Raw genomic sequence first — 25,935 nt, 5'->3', positions numbered from 1 at the left:
CCTCTGTTGCATTAATGGATTGAACACAGCAAATAATATAATTATGTTTCAACAAATAGCTGGTTGGGCAATTTTCACAACAATTTTGGATTTTGCAATCTATATATATTTGGCATTTCTTCCGTATCGTTTTGTGGAGGCGAACCGTTCAATTGCCGAAAGTCTAAAAAAGTTACGGAGGGATTTTAAAAATAAATAGCTTTTTCCAGATATTGGCTCTTCGTTGCCATTGTCTGAGATCAGGTTCGCTTTTTCACAAAAAAAATCCTATCTTATAGGGATACAAAAAAACTATATGGACAACATAAACGGTTTACTGACGTTTAATCTCCACAAATAACAGAGTATAGTGCTGATAGCCTGTTATTTTATCTGTTTTTTGATCCATACTCCCGACACAAATATTAATTAAACCCTAAAAACCCAGTGGCTAGAAGTTCAGGTATTTCTACTCGAGAATCGGAATCACTCGACCGCTATCTACAAGAGATTGGAAAAGAAAAGCTGATTACCCCCGAAGACGAGGTTAGGTTAGCAAAAGAGATTCAAAAAGGAAGCCAGAAGGCTCTTGAGGATCTCACAAAAGCCAATCTCCGTTTTGTCGTTTCGGTGGCAAAACAATATCAAAACCAGGGGCTCTCTCTCGGTGACCTTATTAATGAAGGAAACCTTGGATTGATTAAAGCGGCTAAGCGATTTGACGAAACTCGTGGTTTTAAATTTATTTCTTATGCTGTTTGGTGGATTCGACAGTCTATTTTGCAGGCCTTGGCCGAGCAAAGTCGAATTGTTCGTCTGCCACTGAACCGTGTTGGTGCTCTTAACAAGATTGGAAAAGAGCTTTCAAAGCTAGAACAAGAGTACGAACGTGTTCCCTCGGCAGCAGAATTAGCCGAGAGTTTGGATATGACCGTTTCTGAAGTCGCTGATACGCTTAAAATTTCCGGGCGTCACCTTTCAGTAGATGCGCCTTTTGCACAGGGCGAAGATAACCGACTGTTAGATGTTCTCGAAAATGAGGAAACACCTGATCCGGATACGGATCTGATGGGTGAATCGCTCAAAGTAGAGATCGAACGAGCACTTTCGAAGCTAACCAACAGAGAAGCGGAAGTTATTCGTCTGTACTTTGGTATCGGACGCGAACACTCACTAACGCTCGAAGAAATTGGCGAACGCTTTGATCTGACCCGTGAACGTGTACGTCAGATTAAAGAAAAGGCGTTACGTAAACTTCGCCATCATAACCGTAGTGCAGCGCTGAGAGCTTATCTCGGATAGTATATTTTAAACCTTTTATTTAAAGCCCCGTTTTTTAACGGGGCTTTTTTTATTTCCGAAACTTTTTGATAGACTGCATGCCTGCTATTTAGACTAATCTGTTGAAACTATTCGTTAGCATATCTATGAAGCGTTTATTGACAATCATATTATTTATCACAGCAGCATGTGCTACGTCAGTTGCACAAACATTACCTTTTCGCACCTATTCTATTGAGCGGGGACTGAGTGAATCTGTCGTTAATGATATGATCCAGGATAATGAGGGCCATTTGTGGGTTGGAACAAGCTACGGACTCAATCGTTTTGATGGCATAGCCTTTGATAACTTTTATAGCGAGGATGGGTTATTGAGTAATAAAATATTTTCGTTGTATGAGGATCGTGAGGGGGCGGTTTGGGTAGGAACCGATAGAGGGGTCAATGTTATTAAACAAGATAGTATTCATACCCTTTCAAGTTTAAAACCACTTGAGTCAAGTACCGTTCTGTCAATTTACCAGGATAACAGGGGAGAGTTTTGGTTTGCGACTGACGGGGAAGGCATTTGGCATTTAGATCGCAATAAAAATTTGAGCCAGTATCTTAAAATTCATGGAATGGGAGCAGATCGGGTGCGTGATATTGTAGAAGATTCTGAGGGTATATTATGGTTCGCCACGCGCGATGGCCTCACGAAGTTAGAAAATGGCAATTTTCGAACGTTTACCACCCGCCATGGATTACCGGATGACCGTTTAAGAGACTTGATTATATCCAACGACACCTTATGGGTTGCCAGCAGAGGCGGACTGTGTTATTCGGAAGATAAAAGCTTTCACTGCTTTACAGAACAAGATGGACTGGTTAATAATCGTATACAATCAATGTCAAAAGATGAGGATGGCAATTTGTGGTTGGGTACAGAAGAAGGGGCCAGCTTTTTTGAGGACGGCCGTTTTACAAACTATTCAGTTGAAGAAGGATTAGAGAATGACATCATATATGCGACCCATTATGATCATGAGGGAAATATCTGGTTTGGTACATTCGGGGGAGGTATTACCCTCTTTTTAGGTAACCAGTTTAAAAACTATACAGTAGAACATGGATTACCCAATAATGTAGTCACTTCTATTACTCAGGATCATAAAGGTCAGCATTGGGTAAGCACCTACGGGGGAGGGATCGCTGAAATAGGGGACAAGCAATTCTCCATCTTAAACGCCGATAAAGGACTTGTAGATAACAAAGTTTACTCTCTCAACATGGACGAGCAAGATCGCCTCTTTATTGGTACACGCTGGGGGTTGAGCATTTATGAAAATGGGATATTTCAAAATTTTGATGAGACCGAACTCCCATATCGGAAGGTAAGAACAGTGCTCGACCCGAAACATTCTGATGGCATATGGTTGGGAACCTACGGAGGGGGGATAATCCAATATAAAGATGGAAATTTCAGGCAGTATACCGAAGATGAGGGATTAGCAAATAATACTGTTTTAGCAATTGAAGAGAATACTGACGGATCTCTTTGGATTGCAACTCATGGAGGGATAAGTAAACTGGAAAATGGCACATTCACCAACTACACCATTGCTGATGGGATACCTAACAATGGAGTATTGGATATCTATTCAGACAATTCAGGAGCGTTGTGGTTTGCAACTTTTGGAGGGCTTGCCAGGTTTGAAGATGGTAATTTTGAAACCATTACCGCGGCAGATGGGATGCCCAATGAAGTTTGCTATTTTATTGAGCAGGATAATCATGGATTCTTTTGGATTGGAACCAATCAAGGGGTTGTTCGCTTTGACTATGAGGGGTATTCTTCTTCTGCAGATCTGCAAGAGCAGTACTTTAAGCTTATTACGCAAGACCAGGGATTGGTGGCCAATGAAATGAATACGGGAGCATCGTTTAAGGATCGGGATGGGCACCTTTGGTTTGGGACGGTAGGGGGAGTGACGGAATTTAATCCCGACTTTGAACGAAATAATGATACTCCACCCAATGTGCATATCGAAAGAATTGAGGTTTCTGGTAAGAGCATTCCGTTAGATCCGTATTTAGAGATAGGGAGTGATAATCATAATATTACCTTTGAATTTATCGGTATTAGCTTTTCGGCTCCAGAACAGGTGTTATATAAATATCGCCTCAAAAATTCTGATGAAGGATGGCAAAAAACGAAACAACGTTCAGTACGTTATTCAGCATTAATGCCGGGAGACTATACTTTTGAGGTAAAAGCACAAAATTATAATGGAAAGTGGAGTCGGCAAACAGCACAGATACGATTTACAATATTGGCACCATTTTGGTTGCAATGGTGGTTCGTTGGTCTTGTAATCGTTGCTTTAGTGGCAATAGTTGTATTTATCTATAACTATTACCGGGTTCGTAAGATGGTAGATATTGAGCGTATGCGGGTACGAATTGCCAGTGATCTGCATGATGATGTGGGATCATCACTTACCGAAATTGCTTTACACTCCGATTTTTTGCAGACGATGGATGTCTCCGATGGATTGGAAGAGTCACTCCAGCAAATCGGTACACAAAGCCGAAAAATTGTTTCCAGCCTGGATGACATTGTATGGTCTATTGACGCTCGAAATGATACGATGGGAGATCTTACAGATCGAATGCAAGATTATGTGAATAATGTATTGTCCGACAGAAAGATACACTACCATTTTAAAGGAGATATGCAGGAAAAACTGGAAGTACCTGTGAAAGAAAATTTATATCTCATTTTTAAAGAGGCTATCAATAATATTTCAAAGCATTCTAACGCACAGAACGTTGATGTTACCCTTGCAATGGATGATCAAAATTTTATGTTAAGTGTAAAGGATGATGGTACAAGTAGTAGAAATAATCGTAAAAGTGGGCAAGGGCTTAGTAACATGAAAATGCGAGCGAAACGTATTGAAGCAGATATTATATTTGATGATGAAGATGGCTTTGAAGTCCGGGTCGAAAATCACGCATCGTGATAACTATTTAATGCCGGTATAAAAAACTAATATTATGAGTTCAGTTGTAGGTATTGTAGAAGACAATAAAAAGATACGAGGTTTAATTCAGCGTTACCTGGATATGCAGGATGAGCTATCATGTCCTGTTGCGGTAGATTCGGTGGAAGAGATGGTGGAGTATCTGGAAGAGCACCCTGCACCGGAGGTGTTGCTTATGGATATCCAACTGCCGGGAATGTCGGGTATAAAAGGAATGGGGGTTATTAAAGAAAAATATCCGGATATCGATATTATTATGCTCACCGTTTATCACGATTCCCACAAAATATTCAATGCTCTGCGGGCAGGGGCATCCGGTTACTTGCTTAAACATACCTCATTACCTGAGATTAAAGAGTCCATTCTGAAACTGTTGGACGGTGGAGCGCCAATGTCTCCTCAAATTGCCCGTAAAGTTATTAATCACTTCCAGGAAAATGCACCTAAGAAAAACACCGATTCTGACCTTACCCCCCGCGAGCACGATATTGTAAATGGACTTGTGGATGGGTTAAGCTATAAAATGATTGCGGATCGTTATGATATCTCCATTGATACGGTTCGGGCTCATATCCGAAATATCTATAAGAAGCTGCATGTTAACTCGAAGGCCGAAGTTATTGCAAAATCGTTAAAAGGAGAGATATAACTGCTCACATGAATATGTGATTGCTGACTTGCCTTGCGGGTATTAGTATTAGAGTGGAAGTTCAAAAAACTCTGGTCACCTATGACAACTCTAAGCGTAGAATGGGGCTTATTATGAAAGTAATTAAGACATTAGTACTCCTACTGGTTTCGTTATTATTAACGGGATGCTATACACAGTTGCAGTATGCTCAAACGGCAAAAAAGATAACGGAGCGAGAGCAAAATGTTGAAGAAGTTCGGGATTCTGAAAAAGAACAATATTCGGAGCGGAACCCTGTGAATGAGGAATACAACGAGGACGATTATATTCCCGTTTATTACAAGGATTATGAATACGCGGAAAAGTATCTTGACTGCATCTGTAGTCCTTATAACACCTATTATGTACTTAATAGATATCGTGGTTATTCTCCATGGTCCAGCTATTATAGGTTTAGTCGTCATCATAGTACTTGGAAGAGCCCGCATCTGGCCTGGCATTTGAGGTATCACTATGGATATCCTTTTTATGAAGATCACTTTGGGTTTGGCTTTAGCTTTGCCTGGGGATCATTTCATCGCCCTTATTTTTATAGTCCTTTCTATTATGACTTTTATTGGGATAGGTACCATCATTATGCCGGTTATTACGGATATAATAGATTTTATTATGGTACAAACAGGAGAAGCAATACAGGAGTGAACCGACGCTACAGAACCAGGGAAATGAATGGTGACAGGGTACGGGATCGAAGGGTACGTAGCCGTTCTCGGTATGATGGCAGTTCACGAAGGGTTAGAACGCGGAGTGGAACTGTTAACAGATCCTCATCAAGAAGTAAAGTAACCCGAAGTCGTAGTGGCACAAGCAGAACAAGAGTGAGAACACGGAGTAACAAAACAAGAAGCAGGAGTGATGGAAATAATAATATCAGGCGAACTCGGAAGCGCAATAATATCGATAGAAATACTCGTGCTAATGAAGATGATCAGCAAAGAATAAAACGAGTTCGAAATCTCAATATCAATCGGCCGATACGGAATACGAGAAATCTCCGAGATCTAAAAAAAGAATTAAAAGTGATTAAAAAATCTCGCTCCAGTCTTCGTAAAAAGAGAAGTCGAACTTCTTTTTTTGACAGGGTAAAAAGCTTTTTTGACCATGAGACAAATGGTGTAAGCACAATGGATAACCATAGACGTTCACGAAGATTTCATAATAAAAGCAGCCGTTCAAACCATTCTTCTTTTGATCGTAGATCCCGAAGTAGCAGTAACCGATCATCGGTAGACAGGAGTCGATCTTCATCTAGTACAAAGTCTAGATCCCGTTCTGGTAGTAGTCGAAGTAGAAGCAGAGGATCATCAGATGATGGTGATTCTGATAGTGGGCGAAGTCGGGGCAATTAATAATACCTATTTATTAAGTCTTTTATCTTTTTAAATTTCAATACGTAGTGCCGAAGGTATGTCAAAAAAAATCACTTGTCTTATATTATTTCTAGCTTTCCCCTTGTTATTAAAGGCACAAAACCTAGATCAAATAATACAATATAATCTTGAGTATCCATCATATGATGCCGTAAGTCTTGTTATGCCCGCTGTCAGTCAGCCATCGGGCTTTGGGAGCTTTCAGGACAACCCGGCTTCAATGGCACTGGTAAATGAGAGCTATTTCTCTGCCAGTTTAAGTACACGATATGTTAATGAGAGGAGTACATTTCTTGGAAATGAAGATAGTTTCTCAGATAATCAGACTGGTTTAGGGGATGTGGGCTTTGTGTATAAAGTGCCAACAGTGCGCGGCAGTTTGGTCGTTGGAGGAGGATATAGTCAATCCACGGATTTTAACGGTACTTTTAATAACAGTGGATATAACAGTAATTCTACTATTACTGATCTTTATGCACGTTTTCCCAAGAGTGTTGGTCTAAATGAAGCTGCTTATAATACTTTTGCTATTGAGGACGTCAACAGTGACAGTTCTACCTCAATATTTAGATTTGGTAACAATTTCTCCTATTACCCCGGAATTAATCAGAATGTTGAATTTGTCGAAAAAGGAGTACGGGGAGAGTACTCCTTCTTTATCGCCTCAGAGGTGTTAAAAAATGTTTTCTTGGGAGGATCTATCGGTTATTCGAGGGGAACCTATAGCTCTAAAAGAGAATTCTTGGAATCTGACCAGCGTAATAATTATGACGGGCAATTTATTGATGTAGATGGTGATGGACAGTTTGAAACCGATATTGATAGAATACTGAGTGTTCAGACGATTGAAACAGAGTTACAGTCGTTTCAGGCACGGGTCGGTATAGTATATAAACCTAATGAAACTTTAAATGTGGGGGTTAGCTACATATTACCCTCTGTAACCTATATAGATGAAAAGTACAGTACCACGCTTACTACTTCTTTTGATGATGGCTCAAAGTCTGAGACAGTAGAAGCAACCGGTAATTTTTATTATGATAAACCTTATAGGGTAAATGAAGCAGCGAGCGTGAGTAATATATATAGGCCTGCCCGCTTAAAGGGAGGGGTGACGGTAGCACCTTCAGATGAACTTAGCATATCAGTTGCCGCTGACTTTGTCAGACATTCTAATACCGAAATAGAATTTGAAAAAAAAGCTCATAATATCGAAGAAAATAGGACAAATAGCCTTATCAAATCTACGTTTAAAGATATTGTGAACCTTCGGGCGGGCTTGGAGTATAATGTTAATGAGCAATTAACCCCGCGTGTGGGATATTCATTTATGCCCAGTCCAAGAAATGGGTTAAAAGGAGACAGACAATTTATAAACGGGGGTTTTACAGCGGAATTAACAAAAGGCCTGCTGTTTGATTTGGGTGCTCAATACAGCTTTTGGGAAGAAGATACGGTATTGTACGAAACCTCAAGGGTAAAGGCGGTAATTAATGAGGATGTCCGTCGTGTCCATGTTATGGCCGGAATCCGAATGGCTTTATAATACGAATTTTTTTTACCTGTGATAATACCCCTCTAAAGGGAGATTGTTGAAAGCGATCTCCCTTTTCTATTTGTGATTAGTTGCCTGTTAAGGACTTAGAAGTTGTTAGGTCAAATTTAGCCCAAACAGGGTAGTGATCACTGGTTGATGAGCCATAATTGGTAATAAATGCATCATCAAACTGGAAAACCTTAGTGCTTTGATCGATATAAAAATTATACAGCTCATTACTCATACTGATATGATCTATCATATCTGAGTATCCTACAGTAGACGATTTTCCAGCTTCTGTAAGTGATTTTGTGATAACCCGGAAAGTGTTGTTCGAGACAAATGGTTTATATGGGGTTTCAGCAGTGTCTCCCTTCGCATAATAAAAGATAGATTGGTCAACATCGTCGTTATAATCTCCCAGAAGAATGATATTGGCATCCGGTTTTTCATTTTGTAAGTAATCATAGAGGTCCTGAGCCGCTTGTTTTCTTCGGTTATATGCCTCTTCATATTCCTCAGCATTATCTCCGATATTGGCTTTGGCATGTATCACGATAGCATAAAATTCTTTATCAGAATTTTTATAGCTGAACTGGAAATATAGCGGTAGTCGTCCGGCCCAGGCATGTTCACTTTGTCCCTGCGTAATGGCGTCGGTTGAGATTGAGTCGATTGCGTTGGTATTGTAAACAAACCCCGTTTTTTGAATCCAGTCAATATGATCGCCTACAAAACCCTGATATCCTTTCATCTTTTTTGCGATATCATTAATTGCTTGTTGGCTATAGACCTCTTGAAAGGCATACAGGTCAGCTTTAAGCGAATCAGTAACACGAAGGATGTTCTTGGTTTGTTGGAGTTCATCAGCCGGGCCATTTCCTCCATCCCCATCCCCATACCATTTAATATTCCATGTCACCGTTTCGAGCGTACCGTCTGCTGTTACGGGTTCATTAGATTCAATCTGATCTTTGGGATCTTCATCATCCTGAGGCGGAGGTTCGTATTCCGTTCCGCAAGCGTTTAAAAAGATTAGTAAGAGAGATAGAGATAAAAGCGTAAGCTTTGTTTGTTTCAACTGCTGCAAAAGTGAGTTATTTATTTGTTTTGGGATTGATACTTAGCACGGGGCTTTTAACGTGTCGGACCACATTGGTTGTGGTACTTCCCATCATCAGGTAATCAATGCCGGTACGTCCAACGGTAGACATCACTATGAGGTCATGGGGGTTCTCCAGGTTGTAATTTAATATAGCCTCGTGAGGAGTTTCTGAGGATACAATAACTTTTGTTTCAAGAAGGTCGCCCAGCTCATGCATCTCCTCTTTGGCCAATACTCTGAGGCGTTGCTTACGAAGTTCCCTTTTGGATTCATCGGGCTCATCTTCATGTTGCGGATCATATGCCATGATATTGACAAGTTCGAGCGTGGCATTGGCTTTCTGGGCAATTTCCATGGCAACAGGAAAAGCTGCTTTTGAGTGGTCCGAAAAGTCAGTAGTAACCATAATTCGGCTAATGTCAGTCAGCTCTCTTTCTTCATTTACAACCAGAACCGGTACATGCGACAGTCTTAGCACCTTTTCGGAAACAGAACCGAGGAAAAACCGAGAGAAACCGGTCCGCCCGTGGGTGGTCATCACAACCATGTCGAACTCTTTGGCATCTTCGACAATCGACTGTGCTGGGTTCCCAATCGAAATAAGTGCTTCTTTAACTTGTGTTCCCTGAATCTCTTCTTTTGCTAAACTTGCCAGCCGATCATGTAGTGCTTCTTCAATTTCATCATAACCTTCTATAGATGTAGTCCCCATACCAAACATATATGGTCCACCGTCTACTTCATTTAGGGGAAGGTATGAGTGGAAGGGAGTAATGGTTCCATTGAATAGTTCAGCTAGTTTTTGGGCCGAATGAAGAGCTCGAGCTCCTAAATCCGAAAAGTCAAGGGGGACAAGTATTTTGATGTTTTCCATGATGACAGAAGTAAGTTAAATTTGGTATGTCAAAGATACGAATTTAGCTTGTTTTTCAGAACCATCCTTTACGTTTAAAATAAATAATCATAACTGCGGCTGTAGCAAGCATAAGCGCTATCGATGCCGGATAGCCCCAGTACCAACTAAGTTCAGGCATATTATAAGGGCTAACTTGTGGATCAAAGTTCATTCCGTAAATGCCTGCAATAAATGTCAAGGGTATAAAAATGGTAGCAATTACGGTAAGTACTTTCATTACCTCATTCATTTTATTGCTAGTATAAGACATGTACATATCGTGCAATCCCAGAATTGTATCCCGATAATTCTCAATATTATCTATGATTTGGATCATATGATCATATACATCACGGAGATAAATTTTGGTATCTTCACTTATAAACTCTGATTCATCTCTGATAGCACTGTTGACAGCATCACGCAGGGGCCAAACTGACTTTCGGAAGAAGATAATTTCACGTCTAATCCTATGAATCTGCTCAAGAAGACTTTCATCGGGTTCTTTGAGAAGCTGTTCTTCCAAGGCTTCGATATCATCCCCAATATATTCAAGAACGTTAAAATAGTAATCCACAACGGCATCAATGAGAGCATAGGTCAAATAGTCTGTGTCGAGTTTGCGGATGCGAGATGTGGCTATTGCCAGTCGATTAAGGATCGGTTTAAAATGGTCTTCATCGGTTTCTTGAAACGATAAAACATAGTTTTTTCCAAGTACGAGACTGATTTGTTCGGCATGGATTGTTTGGTCGTCTTTTGAATAAGTAAGCAACCGAAGTACAAAAAAGATACAGTTGTCATATCGTTCAACCTTGGGACGCTGGGCCGTGTGTACAATATCTTCTTGGATGAGTGGGTGCAGGTCAAAAAAGCTCCAGATTGATTTAAGTTTTTCAATGTTATGCAGGCCACGCACCTGTACCCAGGTTTGTGAAGGAGCATCCAAATAAGGCTGAACTTTTTGAATCTTACTGATTGGAATTTCATCAATGTGCTCATCATCGTAGTCGTGAACGGTAATCTTGATCTCATCCATGTGCCGTTCACCAATATGCTCAATCGTACCAGGCGCTGATCCTGGCTTTTTGCGATGCCTTGTATTGCGAAATCGCATGCTTGGTAGCATGTTTTTGATCCTACCGGAAGTAGCCATATCAATATTTTTTTGTTTAACAGTGACAATAATATGTCTAAGCTGTAATCCTAAAACAAGTTGTAAAAGAATATGTGGCTAATTTATAAATGCTCCGAATTGGCTTTTTTTCTCAAAATCCAATGAATGATAGGCGGGGCAAAAAAGATGGCTATAATCACATTACCGGTATAGAAATAAATGACTGCTGCAATAAGCAGACAGATTAACAGGATGACGAATGAAATTACGTAGGTCTGTTGCTTGGTGTTCATGGCAGGTTATTGGATATGAAAATACGCATTAAAATTACAGGCAACATAAACACATTTTGCGGTTGAGAACAGGAGATTAAAGTCTAAAAACTGATGTTTAATCTCCCTAAACCCTCTTACAGACGCCAGTCCGTTACGGCTCCAAGATGGGACTTTCACTACATATCCCCAAAACTGTAAAAAGTTGTTCCTTGGATAATAGCCCGTTCGCCCACTGGTGGAAAGACAGGAGGATGACCATCAATAACTGTTCTGTTCATTTTTGGTTACCAAAAAACAAACCAAAAACCTTGTCATTCTGAACCATGTACTGAGCTTGTCGAAGTATCTCTTTCAGGATCTCCTAAAAGAGGTTCGCAAAGTACACCAAAGCCCAAAGCGTAGGTGTGCGTAGTATCCAAAGGCAACCTTCATGCATCAACCAGTTGCTTCAGGGAGATTGCTTCTCCGCCAGTCGGCGGATCGCAATGACAGACGTTGGTTTTAAAAATTCAAAAGCAATGTCACTGCGAGGGATTCCGGTGATTCTTCGGAAGATCGCGGCAGTCTTTCTTTCTTAGTTCGCGAAGTGCACCGAAGCCTTATGGCATAGGTGTGCGTAGAACCTAAAAGGCATCTGGTGTAATCAGAAGGGGTTCGGGGATGCTACCATTCTGATTAAGTAACAAAGTTTCAAAGTGACTGCGGGGCGATTGAACCTTTTTAGGAGTTCCTCTTTAACATGAATGCGATCAAAATGGTAAATCCCGCATATACTGCGGGATTTACCAGAAATCACCGTTATATTTTTAAGGAGATTAGTCGGTAAGGTCGCCATTTTCGGCAGCTTTTTTGAGCTCCTCATTCGCATAAATGGCAATTTCGACCCGGCGATTCTCCTGTCGGCCGGCCTCTGTATTATTAGAAGCAATGGGATCGCTTTCACCGTATCCGATAATCTTCATACGTTCAGCATTCACATCTAAAAAAGAGGTGTATTTAGCTACAGATTTGGCCCGTTTTTCGGACAGTTCTTTGTTATAGCTTTCTGAACCGGTGTTATCGGTATGGCCGGCGAAAAGAATATTGGTATTATCATACTTCTTCAGCGTTTCGGCAAGTTCTGCAATATTTTCTTTCGATTGTTCACGTAGTGTATAGGAGTCAACACTGAATAAGATACCAGAGTCAAAGGTGATTTTGATTCCCTCTCCAACACGTTCAACTTTAGCATTTTCGAGATCTTTTCTCATTTCACGGGCTTGCCGGTCCATATAGTTACCGATAGCAGCCCCGGCCGCACCACCAACAGCAGCCCCGATAATGGCTCCTTTTACGGTGTTGTCATCACCGGTAGCCTTTCCAATGATGGCTCCTGCCAATGCACCGGCCCCGGCTCCGATAGTACCGCCTTTGGCTGTTTTGCTCCAGTTTTTGCAGTTATTAGCAGTTAAAGATAATATGCCAATACAAAGTGTAATTATTAGCAACTGTTTTGGTAGCTTCATAAACATAATATCTGTTAGAATTTACCTGTTTCAAGGATATTTAAATCCATTATACCAGATATTGTTTCCTATAAAGCTATGTTGCTTCTTTTCGCAGTACTTCGAGAGGAGTTTTTTTGTAGATGCTGCGGCTGTTAAACATCCCAATAAGGATGGTAAGTCCTGTTAGTACGGCGGTACCAACAAAAATAACCCATAAATTTGGGGTGAAGGTGATATCAAAATAGAAATAGCCCAACAAGCCAGTGGCTCCCAGCGATAAGATAAGACCCGTTAAAGCAGAGAGGATACCGAGAAATAAGTATTCAACTGATAAAATTTGTAAGATTTGCTTTTTGCTAGCCCCAATTGTCCGTAATAGTACACTTTCTTTGATACGTTGGAAACGACTGGTAGCAACAGAGCTGGCCAGCACGATAAGACCCGTGACAATACTAAACAGGGCCATAAATTGTATGGCAAAAGATATTTTATCAATAAACTGGTTAATTGTTTCTAGTATACGGCTTACGTTGATGGCCGAGACATTGGGATATTTCCGGACTACAGATTGTTGTAATTTAGCAGATACCTCTTGATTAGGGGCGCGGGTAACAGTGACGTAAATTTGGGGAGCAGGTTCCAGTACGCCTGTGGGAAACAGCATAAAGAAGTTGGGTTGAACACGTTGAAAGTCAACTTCTCGGATGCTACCGACGTAGGCTTCAATAGGCACCCCTTGTACATCAAAAGTGAGGAAATCCCCAACAGACAGATTCAGGTCCTCAGCAATTTCTTTGGCCGCAGAAACGGGAACACGCCCCGTATCGGGGGCTTGTCCAATCCATTCGCCTTTAAGGAGTGTTTCAGAACTTATTAAAGAATCTCTATAGGTCGAGCGATATTCCCGCCGCAGTGCCCATCCCCGAACTTCAGTTGTTGTATCTTCGGCAATTTCCTGAGTTCCACGACCACGCAGAGAGTCAAGACGCATCGTAACCATTGGCACATTTTGGATAACCGGAGCATTCTGTTCGTTTAGAATCTCGTTAATTCCTTGGTTTTGATCCGGTTGGATATCAAAAAAGATGAGGTTGGGAGCATCTTCCCGGGTTGCGAAATCGAGTTCTTTCATCAGCATATCCTGGCTAAAATAGAGCGTACTTACCAGCAGCATTCCCAATCCCAGGGAAAGCATCAGGGTAGTGGTCTGGTTATGAGGGCGATACAAGTTAGCCAAGCCCTGTCGCCATACATAGGTCCAGTGTGAGGGAAAAAATCTTCGAACTAATATCATTAACCCTTTAGCTACCAAAAGAAGAAGTCCGAAAGAAACAAGCATTCCAACAGTGAAAACAGTTCCAATTAACAAACTTTCAGTAAGCAGGCTGGCGTAGCCCATCACTGTTAGCGTGATAATGAAATAGATAATCACTTTTGTTTTTCGGGATAAGAGGGAGGTTATTGACTTTTCAATAGTTCTAAGCGCATAGAGGGGGGAACTTTTACGCAGTGCCAGTAGGGGTAGCAGGGCAAAAGCCAGGGCCACGCCTGTACCGGTAAATAACCCCAGTCCAATAGCCAGCCAAGATACGGTTAGTTCAACCGTAACGGGCAGGAAATCACTTACAAGCCCGGGAAGCAGGTACTGTAATCCGATTCCTAAAATAGTGCCTGCCAAGGCCCCCAGGAAGCCTAGCACAACAGCCTGTATGAGAAAGATACTCATCGTTTGGTTTGAGGAGGCGCCAAAACAGCGCAGCACTGATGCCGTCTCAATCTTTTGATTGATATATACATGGATAGAGCTGGCCACCCCTATACCTCCGAGGAGTAAAGCGATAAAGCCAACGAGATTTAAAAACTTGCCAAGGTTACCAACGGCCTCCCCGATCTCTTCACGTCGTTCTTCGACCGTTTCATAGTCAATATCTATAGCCAGACTTTCTTCCAGTGAATCAAGCTTGGTTTCAATAGGATCTAGGTCTCTGCCATCAGAAAATTTAAAATACTGTTTATACTCAATGCGACTGCCGCGTTGGATAAGGTTAGTAGAATCCAATATCGAATGGGGAATAAAAACACGAGGGCCAATCATCGATGCGGCTGCAGCTTCACCGGGCACTTTGGTAATAGCTCCACTTATGGCTAAGGTCAGTCGTCCAACTTTGACAGAGTCTCCCACTTCAATATTGAACTGGGTCATAAGAGCCTGGTCAACCAGGGCAGTAGTGTCAGATTTAAAGTGTGAGGCCGCCGCAGCGGGGATCGTTTCCAGGGATCCGTAAAAAGGGAAATTGCCTTTTAGGGCACGAATATTTGAGAGGCGAGAGTTCCCTTCTTTCGGAAAAAGAACCATAGAAGGAAATTCAGTTATTTGGGCCTGCTCTCCTCCAAGTTTTTTAAAATATGATGTGAGGGTATCCGGCGGAGCTTGTTCGGTTTCAATTTCAAGATCGGCGCCCAAAAGTTCTTTTGATTGGTTGTCAATCGTAGTATTTAAGCTGTCACGAAACGAAGTAATTGCGACTTGGGCGGCTACACCAATAATAATGGCAGAGATATAGACAAAAAGCCGCTTTTTGTTGGACCGGGCATCGCGCCAGGCCATTTTCCATGACCAACCAGAAAAAAATGAAGACATAAAGTGTATGTGAGGTGCGTTATTTTAGCTGTTCTGCTTCAGGAGTTGTAACCCATTCATCCTTAAAAATCTTGCCATTTTTGAGTCTGATAATACGCTGACACTGTTGAGCAAGAGACAAATCGTGGGTAACAAGAATGAGGGTAGTGCCGAGCGACCTGTTGAGATCAAAGAGGAGGTCTTCAATTTTTGAGCCGGTTTCTTCATCCAGGTTACCCGTAGGTTCATCAGCAAATAAAATTTTCGGCTCATTGATGAATGCCCGGGCAATAGCTACGCGCTGCTGCTCACCTCCTGATAGTTGGGTCGGGTAGTGTTGAAATCGATCGGCAAGCCCTACTTTTTTGAGCAGCTCTTCGGCCTCATGTTGCACCTCGGAGGATCTTCTTCCCCGAAGCTCCAGGGGCACCATCACGTTTTCTAAGGCCGTTAATGTGGGCACCAGTTGAAAAGTTTGGAACACAAAGCCCACATGTTTGTTGCGAACCTCAGCCCGTTCATCTTCATTGAGAGGACCCAGTGGCACACCGTTAAGTGATACTTCTCCCAGGGTGGGGCGGTCGAGACCGGCACATAATCCCAGTAAGGTAGTTTTGCCACTACCCGAAGGCCCTACAACAGAACAGATGGTTTCTTCTTGTACCGAAAAGTCGACATGGTCGAGTACGGTAAGCTTATGATCACCGTTATTAAATTGTTGTGTGAGATTTGTAACTTCCAAAATTGGTTTTGAACCCATACAAATAATATCGTAGTTAGATTATGGTTTGAAACAACTTCAAACGGTTGAATCATTCCGTTAATAAAAGCGTTCCCTTGTTTTAATAAAAATGCTAAAACAACCTTTAACTTTTTTCTTCTTAATGAGACGATTATTAGCGGTATTTGTTATACTTCTTTTTGCTCCCTTGATACTTAGTGCTCAAAGTTCAGAGCAACGGATTCTTTTTTTCGGGGATAGTATTACAGCAGGTTATGGTATTAAAACTGAAAATGCTTTTCCGGCTCTTATGCAACAAAAGATCGATTCGTTGGGATGGAATTTTGAGGCTATAAATGCAGGACTAAGCGGAGAAACCTCAGCGGGAGGACTACGACGTGTCGATTGGATGTTACGGAAGCCTGTGTCTGTTTTCATTCTTGAGTTAGGAGGGAACGACGGACTTCGGGGGATCGATTTGGATGCTACAAAGAAAAATCTGCAGAAGATTATTGACAAGGTACAAGAAGAGTATCCGAAAGCGACTATTATTCTAACCGGCATGCAGGTACCTCCCAATTTGGGACCCGAATACACAGAAAAGTTTAAAGAAATGTATCCGGAATTGGCAGAAAAGAATAATATCACCTTACTTCCTTTTTTATTAAAAGGAGTGGGAGGAAATTCGGAGCTTAACCAAGCTGACGGTATTCATCCAACGGCAAAGGGACATAAGGTGATAGCCGAAACGGTCTGGGATACCTTAAAACCCATATTGAAGGATAAAAGGAAAGAGATACAATCAAACTAACTGAAATTAATCTTACCATGCGAAAGCTAAGTATATCTATTCTATTAGGATTTTTAATTCTTTTTATTGGGTTAGGCCAGCAAGCGGAAGCACAACACCTTGAGTATCACCCCAAGATATTATTAGTCACGGCCCATCCCGATGATGACGCCCTTTTTGCTGCAACAGTTTTCAAAACGACTCATCTGTTGGATGGTAAAGTTGATTTAGCCCTTTTAACTAATGGCGAAGGAGGGTACAAATATTCAACGCTGGGTAATTATATCTATGACCGAGCGCTGGATAAAGAAGAGGTTGGACGTGAATACTTACCTGCTATCAGAAAACGAGAACTAATGGAAGGGGGCAAGATCGTTGGATTGCGAAATTATTTCTTTTTTGACCAGGTTGATGATAAGTATTCAAAAGATATATCAAATCCACTGGATACCTGGAATATTAACTGGATAAAGCAGCGGCTCCATAAAATATTGAGGGAACAGCATTATGATTTTGTGTTTACGATGATGCCTTCTAAAGACACCCATGCTCATCATAAAGCATCGGCTATTCTTGCGTTACAGGCCATTCATAAGTTACCGCAAGAAGATAGGCCAGTGGTACTTGCCGCCGATATTGTTTCGTCTGTAGATGATTCTACCGGCTACAGTAAGTTAGACGGATACCCTATATCAAAAATAAACAAGACGCAGGGCCCTTTACTGTTTGATCGCACCCAAACCTTTGGCCATGATGATCGTCTCAGTTACAAAATTATTGGCAATTGGGTTATTGCTGCGCATAAGTCACAGGGTACCATGCAGATGTATATGGGCCGGGGCAATGTGGAGCAGTATTGGCCCTATTCATTTAACACGCCACAGCAGGTCCAAAAAGCGAGAGCTTTTTTTAAAGCTGTGAATGAAGTACCCATCTATAGAAATCCTGATATCGATTTTGATAATGAATAGTTCTTTTAAAAGCGTTATCAACCCCGCAAGATTGATAACGCGGGACCTTTGCAAAACCAGGCAGTCATCCTGAATGTAATGAAGGATCTCCCTTTCAACGGCAGTAGATGGATATTGGAGATTCTTCGACAAGCTCAGAATGACAAAATCAAAGGTTTTGCAAAGCCCTCAACGCTTAATAATTGGTTCTCTTACTTCTCAAAGTTATAAGTGATGGAGACACTGGCTGAGACGCTAACGGTTTGATCGAACTGTAACAAACTGCCTGTTGATGGCATCGAAGATCGCTCCATCATATTTACAGGGCGGGGAGGGCGTTGGTTGTAGGAATAGTTGATATTTTTAATACCAGTAATGGTGAGTCCGGTTTCTTCAGCTATCATATCTGCTTTTTGTCGGGCTATCTTGAGAGCTTTTTCTAAGGCTTTATCTTCTCCTTTTTTCTTTTCGCTGGATGAAAAGTTACCGCTGAACTCATCAAAATTATTTTCGATAAGTGTCACTTGAATCTCTTCATAAATATCAAAACTCTCCAGCGAGAGTATTACCGCCTGTTGAGTTTCTATTCGCTTTTTCTCCTCATTTTGATACGACCGATCGTGTCGTGAATTGATAGATATGGGCTCAAAATTGATCTCTTCATCTTTGATATTATGCTTCTTAAGTAATTCCACTAATACATTTTCTCTTTTTTTGTGCAGTTTGTAAGCTTCTTGTGGAGTATCGGCTTCTGCATTTACATTAATACGAAAAGATATCATATCAGCCGGTAAAAGGACCTGTGCTGAAGCATTAATTGAAATGTGATCTTGATCTTGGGCTTGAACAGCTCCTGTAAATACAAGTAGCGAAAGTAAAATTGCAAGGACTCTCATAGGAAGATAGTTTTAAGTATTAATTTTAAAATGATTTAACCACATAATACTGATTGTAGCTTGTCAGACGATATATTAGCACCACAAACGACAATGACAGTAGTTTGGTTAGCAAACTGTTTGGGTTGTTTCAGCAGGCTGGCAATAGCTACACCGGCCGACCCTTCTACCAATTTGCTATGTCGCTCAACCATAGAACGAATGGCACCGGCAATTTCGTCTTCAGAAATAAAGATAAATTTATCGACTAACTTTTTACACAGATTAAAGGTTATAGAATCGGGTTCAAAGCCACCTGCTGAACCATCAGAAAGCGTTGGTTTCGACTCTACCTCTTTATATACACCGGCGCGAACACTTATGCCCATTTCAGGAGAATTTTCGGGCTGACATCCTATAATCTTAGTATCTGATGCATGATTATTTATATAGGTACCGATTCCTGAAATTAATCCCCCTCCCCCCACAGTTGCCAACACATTATCCGGTTCATTAGAGAGTTGTTCGAGGATTTCTACTGCAATGGTTCCCTGACCGGCTACAATTTGTGGATCGTTGTAGGGGGATACATAGATCCATCCCTGTTCTTCAGCAGTTTGGCGGGTATACTTTTCGGTGGTATAGGGATCTTGCCCATGGAATTCGATTTCTACATCATAGTTCTTGATTGCTTCTACTTTGGATTCAACCGCATTATGAGGTAGAAAAACTTTTCCATCTATCCCCAAAAGATCACACGCTCGGGCAAAACCAAGTCCGTGATTTCCGGTGGAGGCAGTCACAGGTAATTTGGAGATATCATTTTCTTGCAACCACTTAAGTTTATTGAGGCTGCCCCGGGCTTTAAATGATCCGGTAATTTGTTCGCTCTCCAGCTTCAAATAGACCTCCCCATTACAGTACCCACTTAACCAATTGGAATAGAGAAGAGGGGTTTGGAAGATATCCTCCCTGATACGATGGTGGGCTTGTGTTATTTCGGTGCTTAAATCCATTAATTCAGGTCTGAAATCGGTTACCATTTTATCTGCCGAAATAATACGAAGGATTTATTGCAATAAAAATGGCCTCAGCCTGTAATAACTGAAGCCATTTGTTATGCTTAGAAAAGTGCTAGCTGCCAAACCAATAACTGAATTTCAGCAGAAAGACGGTTGTGGGTTTAGTATCAAAGAGCCGTTTGATATCACGACCTAAGCGGAAGTCATTGTGGACTGATTTGTGAGATTGATCCTGTTGCCATACGAGATAAAAGATAGAGCCCGGCTGATATTCCCACCGAAAAACAGCATTCGTTTGTATAGACTTAAAGTTGAAGTCTTGCTCTTCAAAAGTAAACGACGGTGCTGTACCAGCTCCATCGGGGTCGACGGTATATACGTCATTATTTTTTTGAATTACACCGCGGTCCTCACCATAGACGGCAAACTTATAGTCATAAGGGGCAGTAAACTCTTTATAGTTGTAAAAGTTACCACTGGTTATAAACGGGCGAACGTAGGTTTGTAGGCTTATAGAGGGGGTAAATGTCCAATCCAGGCGTATGCTGGTAGAAAGAGTGCTTTTGTCAATATCAGCAAAAACATAACGGTTTCCATACGTATTTTGGGCAGATGGGTCTTCTGAAGATGTAACATACTGGTCGGTATCTTTTTCTATAGAGAACTGAGGGGAGATACTGAGCTGAATAAAGGTAGCAGGACGTATTTCAAGGCCGGTCCAATAGGAGTGGTCAAATTCCCCGGAGACATCACTGCGATGAGAGGTTCCTATATTGAACGAGACTTTCCGGGTTTGGTCAGAATTGATATTAATATTGAAATTCCAGTCTTTCGCACGTTCGGCTACCGGTCCGCCCCGGCTAAGACGGTCTAAGTATGATTTGCCGTTAAAGCCTGCATTATAGTTAAACGACCATAAGTTTTTGAGCTGGAAAAATGCTCCCGTTCGGTAGTAGTTGTTGATGAGGTCTCCACCATAATTCCATCCGTGTCCCGCAAAGGCCCAGAGTTTATAAAAGCGGAAAAGCTCTGGAGAGGATTCTTGATAGGATAGAAAATAGGAGAGCGCATGGTAGTCGGCACGATTTTCGAATCCGATATCATTTACTTCATAACCGGGACTAACGGTAGAATAAGTAAGGGATCCTCTCCAATGATCACCGCCAAATTTACCGATCGACAGTTCCCCGGCATAGCCTGATAGATTGGTTTTATTGGGATCTACAGACAAGTAATCAGCGTCTACACGATTATAGTAACGGGCACTGCTGCGCTGGGTAGCGGCAATGGCTTCTTTTGAACCGTTGACGCTGATCCCCGAGAGGGTACCGCTTAGAATCCATTCACGATCTTTCCAGCTGTGTTCAAAATCGAGGCCGGCGATATAGGCCGAATTATGGAGGGACTGGCTGAGGTAATCGGCCCGGATAGATCTATTTACCGCACTGCCATAGGCACCCACAGTGGTCTGACCGCCATCAAAATCTTGTTTTACACGCCCCACAAAATAGTTGGTCGGGGGTTCTACGCTCACGCTGCCGTCGGTATTGGTAGTCGTTTGGAACTGGGCCTTTTCACGAAGGGTAAACGCATTTAAAATGCCCAATGAAAATCCATTATCTGTTTTGCCACTGAGTTTGGCTGCACTGGCGATTGTTGTTTGACTGGGGACGTCGGTATATTGGGGATCAATACCCGAGTTCGAGGCGTTACCTTGTGGTCGGCGGCCTATGCGTCTGGAGTAAAATACCAGAGGATTTCCAAAAGTGTTATGCGTTTTGGTACGTCCGAATTCAAAAATATCTGTCCCTTCCAGGAAAAACGGCCGCTGTTCGGGAAAGAAGGTCTCAAAAGCACTTAAATTTATTACAGCGGGATCAGCTTCGACTTGCCCAAAATCAGGATTGATGGTGCCGGTCAGTGTAAGGTCGGGGGTGAGGCTATATTTGATATCAGCACCTATAGAACCATTCCAATCGTTAGCGTTGTAATAGGGATTCTTATCATCACCGGGTGCTTTTGTTAAATCGCTGGAAGCATATGGGGTGATCTCCAGTCGATTTATTTTTGGAAGCTCTTTGATACCCGTAAGCTCACCATAGAGAGAAACGAGGCCGGAAGCATCCTGGGGCGTGGGTGACCAAAATGAGATCTCTTCTTTGCGAGCTAACCTGCGCTGAAAATTAATACCCCAGCTTTGTTCTGTTTTATCAGTATCAAAGCGAAGTTGCGACAGTGGAATCCGGAGTTCTGCTACCCAGCTGTTTTCCAGGATGGTCGTCTTCGTTTCCCAGACGGCATCCCATCGTTTATCCTCATTACTATCGTTGAATATCAGGATATCCTTTTGGACTCCCCGTGGATTAACCGCGAAATTAAAGCTCGTACGGTTATCACTATAGCTGTCAATACTTACGTAAACCCAGTCGCTGTAAGCTGCTCCATCCTTACGGAAAAGAGTAGCAGCTACAGAATCCATAGCACTGTCGAATGCCCGGATACCCACATAAAGTGCATCGTTTGAATAAACTACTTGGACTTCCGTTTTTTCAGAGGCGGGTGCTCCATCATTGGGAATACGTTGTGTAAAATCCGTTGCAATACGGGCGTTTTTCCAGATGTTCTCATCGAGCTTTCCATCCAGGGTTATCTCATTTTGCGGGCTTATTTTTAATGCCCCTAAGGATAGTGAGCTGGGATTGGTCGTTTCGGTATTTCTGCTTTCCTCTGTGGTTTCCTGGCCCCAGGCCAGGTTAGTTATGACAAACATGAGAAAGAAAACGGATATATAACGGAGTAGTAAGGAATGCATAATAGACCTTCATATTAGGTTAGTTCGTTTTTAAGTAGACGGGTACTTCCAGGTTTCGTTACACTATTTATTTTTTCGGATATAAATATCGCCCCGCATACTCTTAAAGAGGTATTCCGGTCCGCCGCCGTTGATAGCACCATAGATCCAGTTGTTAACAGAAACTTTGTAAACTCCATCATTGGCAGACGATTTAATATTTTTCTTGTCTGTACGCTGGATATTCATTTCAAAATCAGTAAAAACTTCGCCCCATTCTGATTTCATCTTTGCATTTATCTTAACATCGGCAGGAAAAGTGATGTCGATATCTCCATTCAGATTGCTAAATGCCATAGGGCTATTGGGGGCAACTTTCGAAAATGTGGCTTTAATATCTCCATTAACGGTATTTATAAGGGCCGACCCACCTACATTCCGGAGAGTTACTTTGCCGTTTACATTACTGATCTCCATCTCTCCATTCACATTGTTGACCAATATTTCGCCACCATTAACGGTAGAGAGGTTTAGCCCAAAATTACGTGGCACAGTGATTTCAAAATCAATAGACTGCATAGGAGAGGCGCCGCTCACCTCCACTTCGTTGTTGTCTTCCGTAACTTCAAAACCTACGCCATTATTCGAAATTCGACGCAGCCCTTTTTGGGTTACTTCCTGTTTTTGATCGTCTTCGCCGGAATAGGCAACAAGCACTTCTTTGCCATCATATCCATTTACTGTAATAGAACCGCGAACGACTCCAATATCGAGTAAGCCTGGTTCACCGGGGTTTGACAGGGGGACGGCAATTTGTTCCTGGGCTTGTATCTGTAATGGAAGCAGTAGTGTGGCAAAAAGCAGGATAGATATATATTTGAGTGTGTTCATGGCTGTTAATTTTTTTAGATGGTTCATATCATGCTGATTTTGGGGTAGCATAGTAGAGCGTGTGTTGGTTTAATACGTTTATGATTGTTTGCGGATATAGACGTCTCCATTTAGTACTTCAAAACGGAGCTCTACGCTACCATTAGCAATACGCAGAGGACTGAATTTTTTTACTTCATACATAACTTTAGATCGGTTCGAATTCGATACAGTTTTTACCTTTGGGGTTAACGGTTTCACATTTTGGAAGTCGGTGTATATGTCGCCATGCAGGCTTTTGAAGTAGATATCGGCAGAAAGGTCGTCCGGCATGTTAACTTCAATAGTGCCATTGATGGTGTGATATTCAGAATCTTTAACGGGCACTTTATCATAGGAAACAGTGATATCTCCATTTATCGTGTTGGCTCTGGTCTTAGAGGTCAAATGTGTCAGGTTTAGCGAGCCGTTTACGTTACTGGCTTCTACCGCTTTAAAATTACCATCGATATTTATGCCCCCTTTGTTAATGGAGGAAACATCAAGGAGGATGGCTTGGGGGACCTTCAGGTGTAGGTTGTGGATGAATATATAGCTGTCATCATTACGGTCAACAGAATAATGTACGTCCTTACCATCAAATCGAAACGTAATAAATGGGGCATCAAGATAGGTTAGGATAAGATTCCCGCGGCGTTCAACTTTGTATTCCAGCTCTTCTCTGGCTTGTCTAACTTCTCCGGGCGTGCCGTCAATCTGTTCTTTTATAGTAAGTTCTATGGTATCACCATCATAGGCTTCCACGGTTACCGAGCCGTCGATATTCATAACCTTAAATTTATTTCCAGGATCTGCCGGATCGGCAAATGTCATGCTCTTTTTAATGGTGCGTGTGGTATTTTGGGTTACAGAATTGAATGGCGACAAAAGAGGTGTCAGCAAGGTTAATGCAAAGGTTGCGTAGAGCGTGTTATAGAAAAAAGATTTGAAGTATTTCATGATCTTATCTGTTTAACTTAGGGCTGCAATAGTATTTTTCAGTTTGTCACGGACTGTGGAATCCAGCTCGTTCTGTTGTAGTAGTTTCTGTAACTCATCAACAGATTGTGTTTCCTGCAGGGCCAGCATGGCATCGGCCAGGGCAACCTGTATTTGTGGAGACGTCTGCCGTGAAATTGAGCGGATTAATCCTCTTCGTACCCTTGGGTTTTCTGCATGGTGTAATAAGGCTTGGATACTCGCCAACCGTACATTTACATTGGAATCATTGTTTAAGGTTTTAAGTAATGCTGTTACGACTCGTTTATCAGCTGTCTGTATATCGGTGCTGATATTTACGGCTTTGAGGCGTTCCGAAGAGGATTGGTTATCCAGCAGGCTCATCATCATAACCTGGCGCATCTTTGAGACCTCTCCTGACAACTGATCCATCTGTTGCTGATAATCCTGGAAGGGAGTAAGAAGGTTTCCGGTAAACATCCCAACCAAGAATATTACAGTGAAAAAAGCCATTCGTGGCACTTTTTTGGGGGCGAAAAGTTCTTCAATACGATTTATCCATGTATTACTTTTTTGTGGGACTTGTTGCTCTTTTTCATTTCCGATCATGTCGTAAAAGGCTTCCCGCATTTGATCTGATGGTTCAGGTGCCGGTAATTGGCCCATCTTCTTGTATGTGGCCTCCATTTGTTTGATATCAATATCTATTTCCCCCTTATCAATGAGGTCGTTTAGCCGGACCCGTTGTTCTGAGGTAATCGAGTCATCGATATAAGCGGTAATTAGCTCGATATATTGTTCGTTAATCATATCCGTTTCTTTTGAGTTCTTTCATCTGTACTTCAAGCTCTTGTAGCGCTCTGAAAATTCGAACCTTTACGGCACTTTCTGAGCACCCCATGATTTCTGCAATTTCTTTATATCTAAAACCTTCGAATCGACTGAGAATCAATGTCTCCTTTTTGGTATCACTCAGCTGATTAATGGCTTGTTGCAGTAATTCTAATTCCTGTTCTTGTTGTTGCTCTTTTTCAAAAATGATGTTATCACCTTCCAACTTTTCCCATTCAATATCTCTGTCAGCTTGTTCACAAGGGCTATTCTGAGAGTAGTGATCAGCTTGTAGATTACGGGCAATCTGGAATATCCATGTGGCGAATGAACCACTATTGGTATAGGTATTTCGGTATTTTAGGATGCGTTCAAAAACACCCTGTACCAAGTCTTCACTAAGGTCCCGGCGGTGGGTCAGGCGGTAAAAAAAATGGTAAAGACGCTTATTATAGCGTTCGAAGAGCAGTCCCAGTTTATCGAGATCACCCTCTTTCACCTTAAGCATCAGCGCATTGTCAGAAGTTGAGTTCACCACCAGTGTGTTTAAGTTTTCTTTTTCTTAATCCACTATAGTACACTGATGGTTTCTAGAAAGGTTACAAATGAATTAGGAATTAAAAATTAGGAATGGGAGAGGGTGGGCAATTTTAATGTTGGACTTATTCAAAGGGAAGGTGTGGGTAAAAGAACGTCAGAATTC

The 25,935-nt window shown here is 41.8% G+C and carries 22 protein-coding genes; 8 read left to right on the top strand and 14 right to left on the bottom strand.

The annotated features are described in order from the left end of the window. The 5 genes from G3569_RS18360 to G3569_RS18355 form a co-directional block, all read left to right on the top strand. Nucleotides 1-199, top strand: a 199-nt coding sequence (locus G3569_RS18360; protein ID WP_205720073.1) for a hypothetical protein, incomplete at its 5' end; no start/stop codon positions are given. A 227-nt stretch (nt 200-426) separates the two neighbouring features. Then, on the top strand, nt 427-1,281 hold the full coding sequence (locus G3569_RS07380) for a sigma-70 family RNA polymerase sigma factor (RefSeq protein WP_095607284.1): 855 nt from the start codon (nt 427-429) through the stop codon (nt 1,279-1,281). Nucleotides 1,282-1,406: 125 nt separating this feature from the next. Next, nucleotides 1,407-4,265, top strand: coding sequence for a sensor histidine kinase (locus G3569_RS07375; protein WP_165267617.1), 2,859 nt, complete (start codon nt 1,407-1,409; stop codon nt 4,263-4,265). Nucleotides 4,266-4,299: 34 nt separating this feature from the next. After that, complete coding sequence (locus tag G3569_RS07370) at nt 4,300-4,935, top strand: response regulator (RefSeq protein WP_165267615.1); 636 nt, start codon at nt 4,300-4,302, stop codon at nt 4,933-4,935. A 495-nt stretch (nt 4,936-5,430) separates the two neighbouring features. Next, entirely contained in the window at nt 5,431-5,619 is a 189-nt protein-coding gene (locus G3569_RS18355) for a hypothetical protein (RefSeq protein ID WP_205720072.1), read from the top strand. A gap of 511 nt (nt 5,620-6,130) precedes the next feature. Here G3569_RS18355 and G3569_RS18350 read toward each other — a convergent pair. Then, nucleotides 6,131-6,322, bottom strand: coding sequence for a hypothetical protein (locus tag G3569_RS18350; RefSeq protein ID WP_205720071.1), 192 nt, complete (start codon nt 6,320-6,322; stop codon nt 6,131-6,133). Nucleotides 6,323-6,510: 188 nt separating this feature from the next. Here G3569_RS18350 and G3569_RS07360 point away from each other — a divergent pair, with 188 nt between their 5' ends. Further along, entirely contained in the window at nt 6,511-7,893 is a 1,383-nt protein-coding gene (locus tag G3569_RS07360; protein ID WP_165267611.1) for an outer membrane protein transport protein, read from the top strand. Nucleotides 7,894-7,969: 76 nt separating this feature from the next. Here the strand turns inward: G3569_RS07360 and G3569_RS07355 are convergent, their stop codons facing one another. From G3569_RS07355 to G3569_RS07330, 6 genes are all read right to left on the bottom strand, one after another. Beyond that, nucleotides 7,970-8,974, bottom strand: coding sequence for an endonuclease/exonuclease/phosphatase family protein (locus G3569_RS07355; protein ID WP_165267609.1), 1,005 nt, complete (start codon nt 8,972-8,974; stop codon nt 7,970-7,972). Nucleotides 8,975-8,981: 7 nt separating this feature from the next. Next, nucleotides 8,982-9,863, bottom strand: coding sequence for a universal stress protein (locus G3569_RS07350; RefSeq protein WP_165267607.1), 882 nt, complete (start codon nt 9,861-9,863; stop codon nt 8,982-8,984). A 55-nt stretch (nt 9,864-9,918) separates the two neighbouring features. Then, nucleotides 9,919-11,040, bottom strand: coding sequence for a magnesium/cobalt transporter CorA (corA, locus tag G3569_RS07345; RefSeq protein WP_240894634.1), 1,122 nt, complete (start codon nt 11,038-11,040; stop codon nt 9,919-9,921). A 1,051-nt stretch (nt 11,041-12,091) separates the two neighbouring features. Further along, complete coding sequence (locus G3569_RS07340) at nt 12,092-12,781, bottom strand: YiaD family glycine zipper/OmpA-like lipoprotein (RefSeq protein ID WP_165267605.1); 690 nt, start codon at nt 12,779-12,781, stop codon at nt 12,092-12,094. 76 nt (nt 12,782-12,857) lie between these two features. Further along, nucleotides 12,858-15,404 carry an ABC transporter permease gene (locus G3569_RS07335; RefSeq protein WP_165267603.1) on the bottom strand — a complete coding sequence of 849 codons (2,547 nt, stop codon included), beginning with the start codon at nt 15,402-15,404 and terminating at the stop codon, nt 12,858-12,860. A gap of 19 nt (nt 15,405-15,423) precedes the next feature. Continuing rightward, entirely contained in the window at nt 15,424-16,143 is a 720-nt protein-coding gene (locus G3569_RS07330) for an ABC transporter ATP-binding protein (RefSeq protein WP_165267601.1), read from the bottom strand. Nucleotides 16,144-16,267: 124 nt separating this feature from the next. Here G3569_RS07330 and G3569_RS07325 point away from each other — a divergent pair, with 124 nt between their 5' ends. Next, on the top strand, nt 16,268-16,915 hold the full coding sequence (locus G3569_RS07325) for an arylesterase (RefSeq protein WP_165267599.1): 648 nt from the start codon (nt 16,268-16,270) through the stop codon (nt 16,913-16,915). A 17-nt stretch (nt 16,916-16,932) separates the two neighbouring features. Continuing rightward, nucleotides 16,933-17,865, top strand: coding sequence for a PIG-L family deacetylase (locus G3569_RS07320; protein WP_165267597.1), 933 nt, complete (start codon nt 16,933-16,935; stop codon nt 17,863-17,865). Nucleotides 17,866-18,056: 191 nt separating this feature from the next. On the opposite strand, the gene G3569_RS07315 is transcribed toward G3569_RS07320, so the two are convergent. From G3569_RS07315 to G3569_RS07285, 7 genes are all read right to left on the bottom strand, one after another. Beyond that, nucleotides 18,057-18,740, bottom strand: a complete 684-nt coding sequence (locus G3569_RS07315) for an SIMPL domain-containing protein (protein WP_165267595.1) — start codon at nt 18,738-18,740, stop codon at nt 18,057-18,059. Between the two features lie 35 nt (nt 18,741-18,775). Beyond that, nucleotides 18,776-19,735, bottom strand: coding sequence for a threonine/serine dehydratase (locus tag G3569_RS07310; RefSeq protein ID WP_205720070.1), 960 nt, complete (start codon nt 19,733-19,735; stop codon nt 18,776-18,778). 118 nt (nt 19,736-19,853) lie between these two features. Next, a complete protein-coding gene (locus tag G3569_RS07305; RefSeq protein ID WP_205720069.1) occupies nt 19,854-22,553 on the bottom strand; it encodes a DUF5916 domain-containing protein in 2,700 nt (899 codons plus the stop codon). Between the two features lie 63 nt (nt 22,554-22,616). Beyond that, the gene (locus tag G3569_RS07300; protein WP_205720068.1) at nt 22,617-23,474 is read right to left on the bottom strand and encodes a DUF4097 family beta strand repeat-containing protein; all 858 of its coding nucleotides are present in this window, start codon (nt 23,472-23,474) and stop codon (nt 22,617-22,619) included. 27 nt (nt 23,475-23,501) lie between these two features. Then, nucleotides 23,502-24,401, bottom strand: coding sequence for a DUF4097 family beta strand repeat-containing protein (locus tag G3569_RS07295; RefSeq protein WP_165267587.1), 900 nt, complete (start codon nt 24,399-24,401; stop codon nt 23,502-23,504). A 12-nt stretch (nt 24,402-24,413) separates the two neighbouring features. After that, nucleotides 24,414-25,211, bottom strand: a complete 798-nt coding sequence (locus G3569_RS07290; protein WP_165267585.1) for a HEAT repeat domain-containing protein — start codon at nt 25,209-25,211, stop codon at nt 24,414-24,416. After that, on the bottom strand, nt 25,204-25,767 hold the full coding sequence (locus tag G3569_RS07285) for an RNA polymerase sigma factor (RefSeq protein WP_350356552.1): 564 nt from the start codon (nt 25,765-25,767) through the stop codon (nt 25,204-25,206). The genes G3569_RS07290 and G3569_RS07285 overlap by 8 nt, the downstream gene beginning before the upstream one ends. Nucleotides 25,768-25,935: the final 168 nt, after the last annotated feature.

Origin of the sequence: Fodinibius halophilus (assembly GCF_011059105.1) — a bacterium.
Classification (GTDB): domain Bacteria; phylum Bacteroidota; class Rhodothermia; order Balneolales; family Balneolaceae; genus Fodinibius; species Fodinibius halophilus.
This window is presented reverse-complemented; position numbering and strand designations above follow the sequence as displayed.

Coding starts and splice junctions, on each gene's coding strand:
- G3569_RS07325 (WP_165267599.1), top strand. CDS start 16,268: ATGAGACGATTATTAGCGGTATTTGTTATACTTCTTTTTGCTCCCTTG.
- G3569_RS07330 (WP_165267601.1), bottom strand. CDS start 16,143: ATGGGTTCAAAACCAATTTTGGAAGTTACAAATCTCACACAACAATTT.
- G3569_RS07295 (WP_165267587.1), bottom strand. CDS start 24,401: ATGAAATACTTCAAATCTTTTTTCTATAACACGCTCTACGCAACCTTT.
- G3569_RS07375 (WP_165267617.1), top strand. CDS start 1,407: ATGAAGCGTTTATTGACAATCATATTATTTATCACAGCAGCATGTGCT.
- G3569_RS07300 (WP_205720068.1), bottom strand. CDS start 23,474: ATGCTACCCCAAAATCAGCATGATATGAACCATCTAAAAAAATTAACA.
- G3569_RS07370 (WP_165267615.1), top strand. CDS start 4,300: ATGAGTTCAGTTGTAGGTATTGTAGAAGACAATAAAAAGATACGAGGT.
- G3569_RS07340 (WP_165267605.1), bottom strand. CDS start 12,781: ATGAAGCTACCAAAACAGTTGCTAATAATTACACTTTGTATTGGCATA.
- G3569_RS07335 (WP_165267603.1), bottom strand. CDS start 15,404: ATGTCTTCATTTTTTTCTGGTTGGTCATGGAAAATGGCCTGGCGCGAT.
- G3569_RS07315 (WP_165267595.1), bottom strand. CDS start 18,740: ATGAGAGTCCTTGCAATTTTACTTTCGCTACTTGTATTTACAGGAGCT.
- G3569_RS07310 (WP_205720070.1), bottom strand. CDS start 19,735: ATGGATTTAAGCACCGAAATAACACAAGCCCACCATCGTATCAGGGAG.
- G3569_RS07305 (WP_205720069.1), bottom strand. CDS start 22,553: ATGCATTCCTTACTACTCCGTTATATATCCGTTTTCTTTCTCATGTTT.
- G3569_RS07290 (WP_165267585.1), bottom strand. CDS start 25,211: ATGATTAACGAACAATATATCGAGCTAATTACCGCTTATATCGATGAC.
- G3569_RS07320 (WP_165267597.1), top strand. CDS start 16,933: ATGCGAAAGCTAAGTATATCTATTCTATTAGGATTTTTAATTCTTTTT.
- G3569_RS07350 (WP_165267607.1), bottom strand. CDS start 9,863: ATGGAAAACATCAAAATACTTGTCCCCCTTGACTTTTCGGATTTAGGA.
- corA (WP_240894634.1), bottom strand. CDS start 11,040: ATGGCTACTTCCGGTAGGATCAAAAACATGCTACCAAGCATGCGATTT.
- G3569_RS18355 (WP_205720072.1), top strand. CDS start 5,431: ATGGATATCCTTTTTATGAAGATCACTTTGGGTTTGGCTTTAGCTTTG.
- G3569_RS07360 (WP_165267611.1), top strand. CDS start 6,511: ATGCCCGCTGTCAGTCAGCCATCGGGCTTTGGGAGCTTTCAGGACAAC.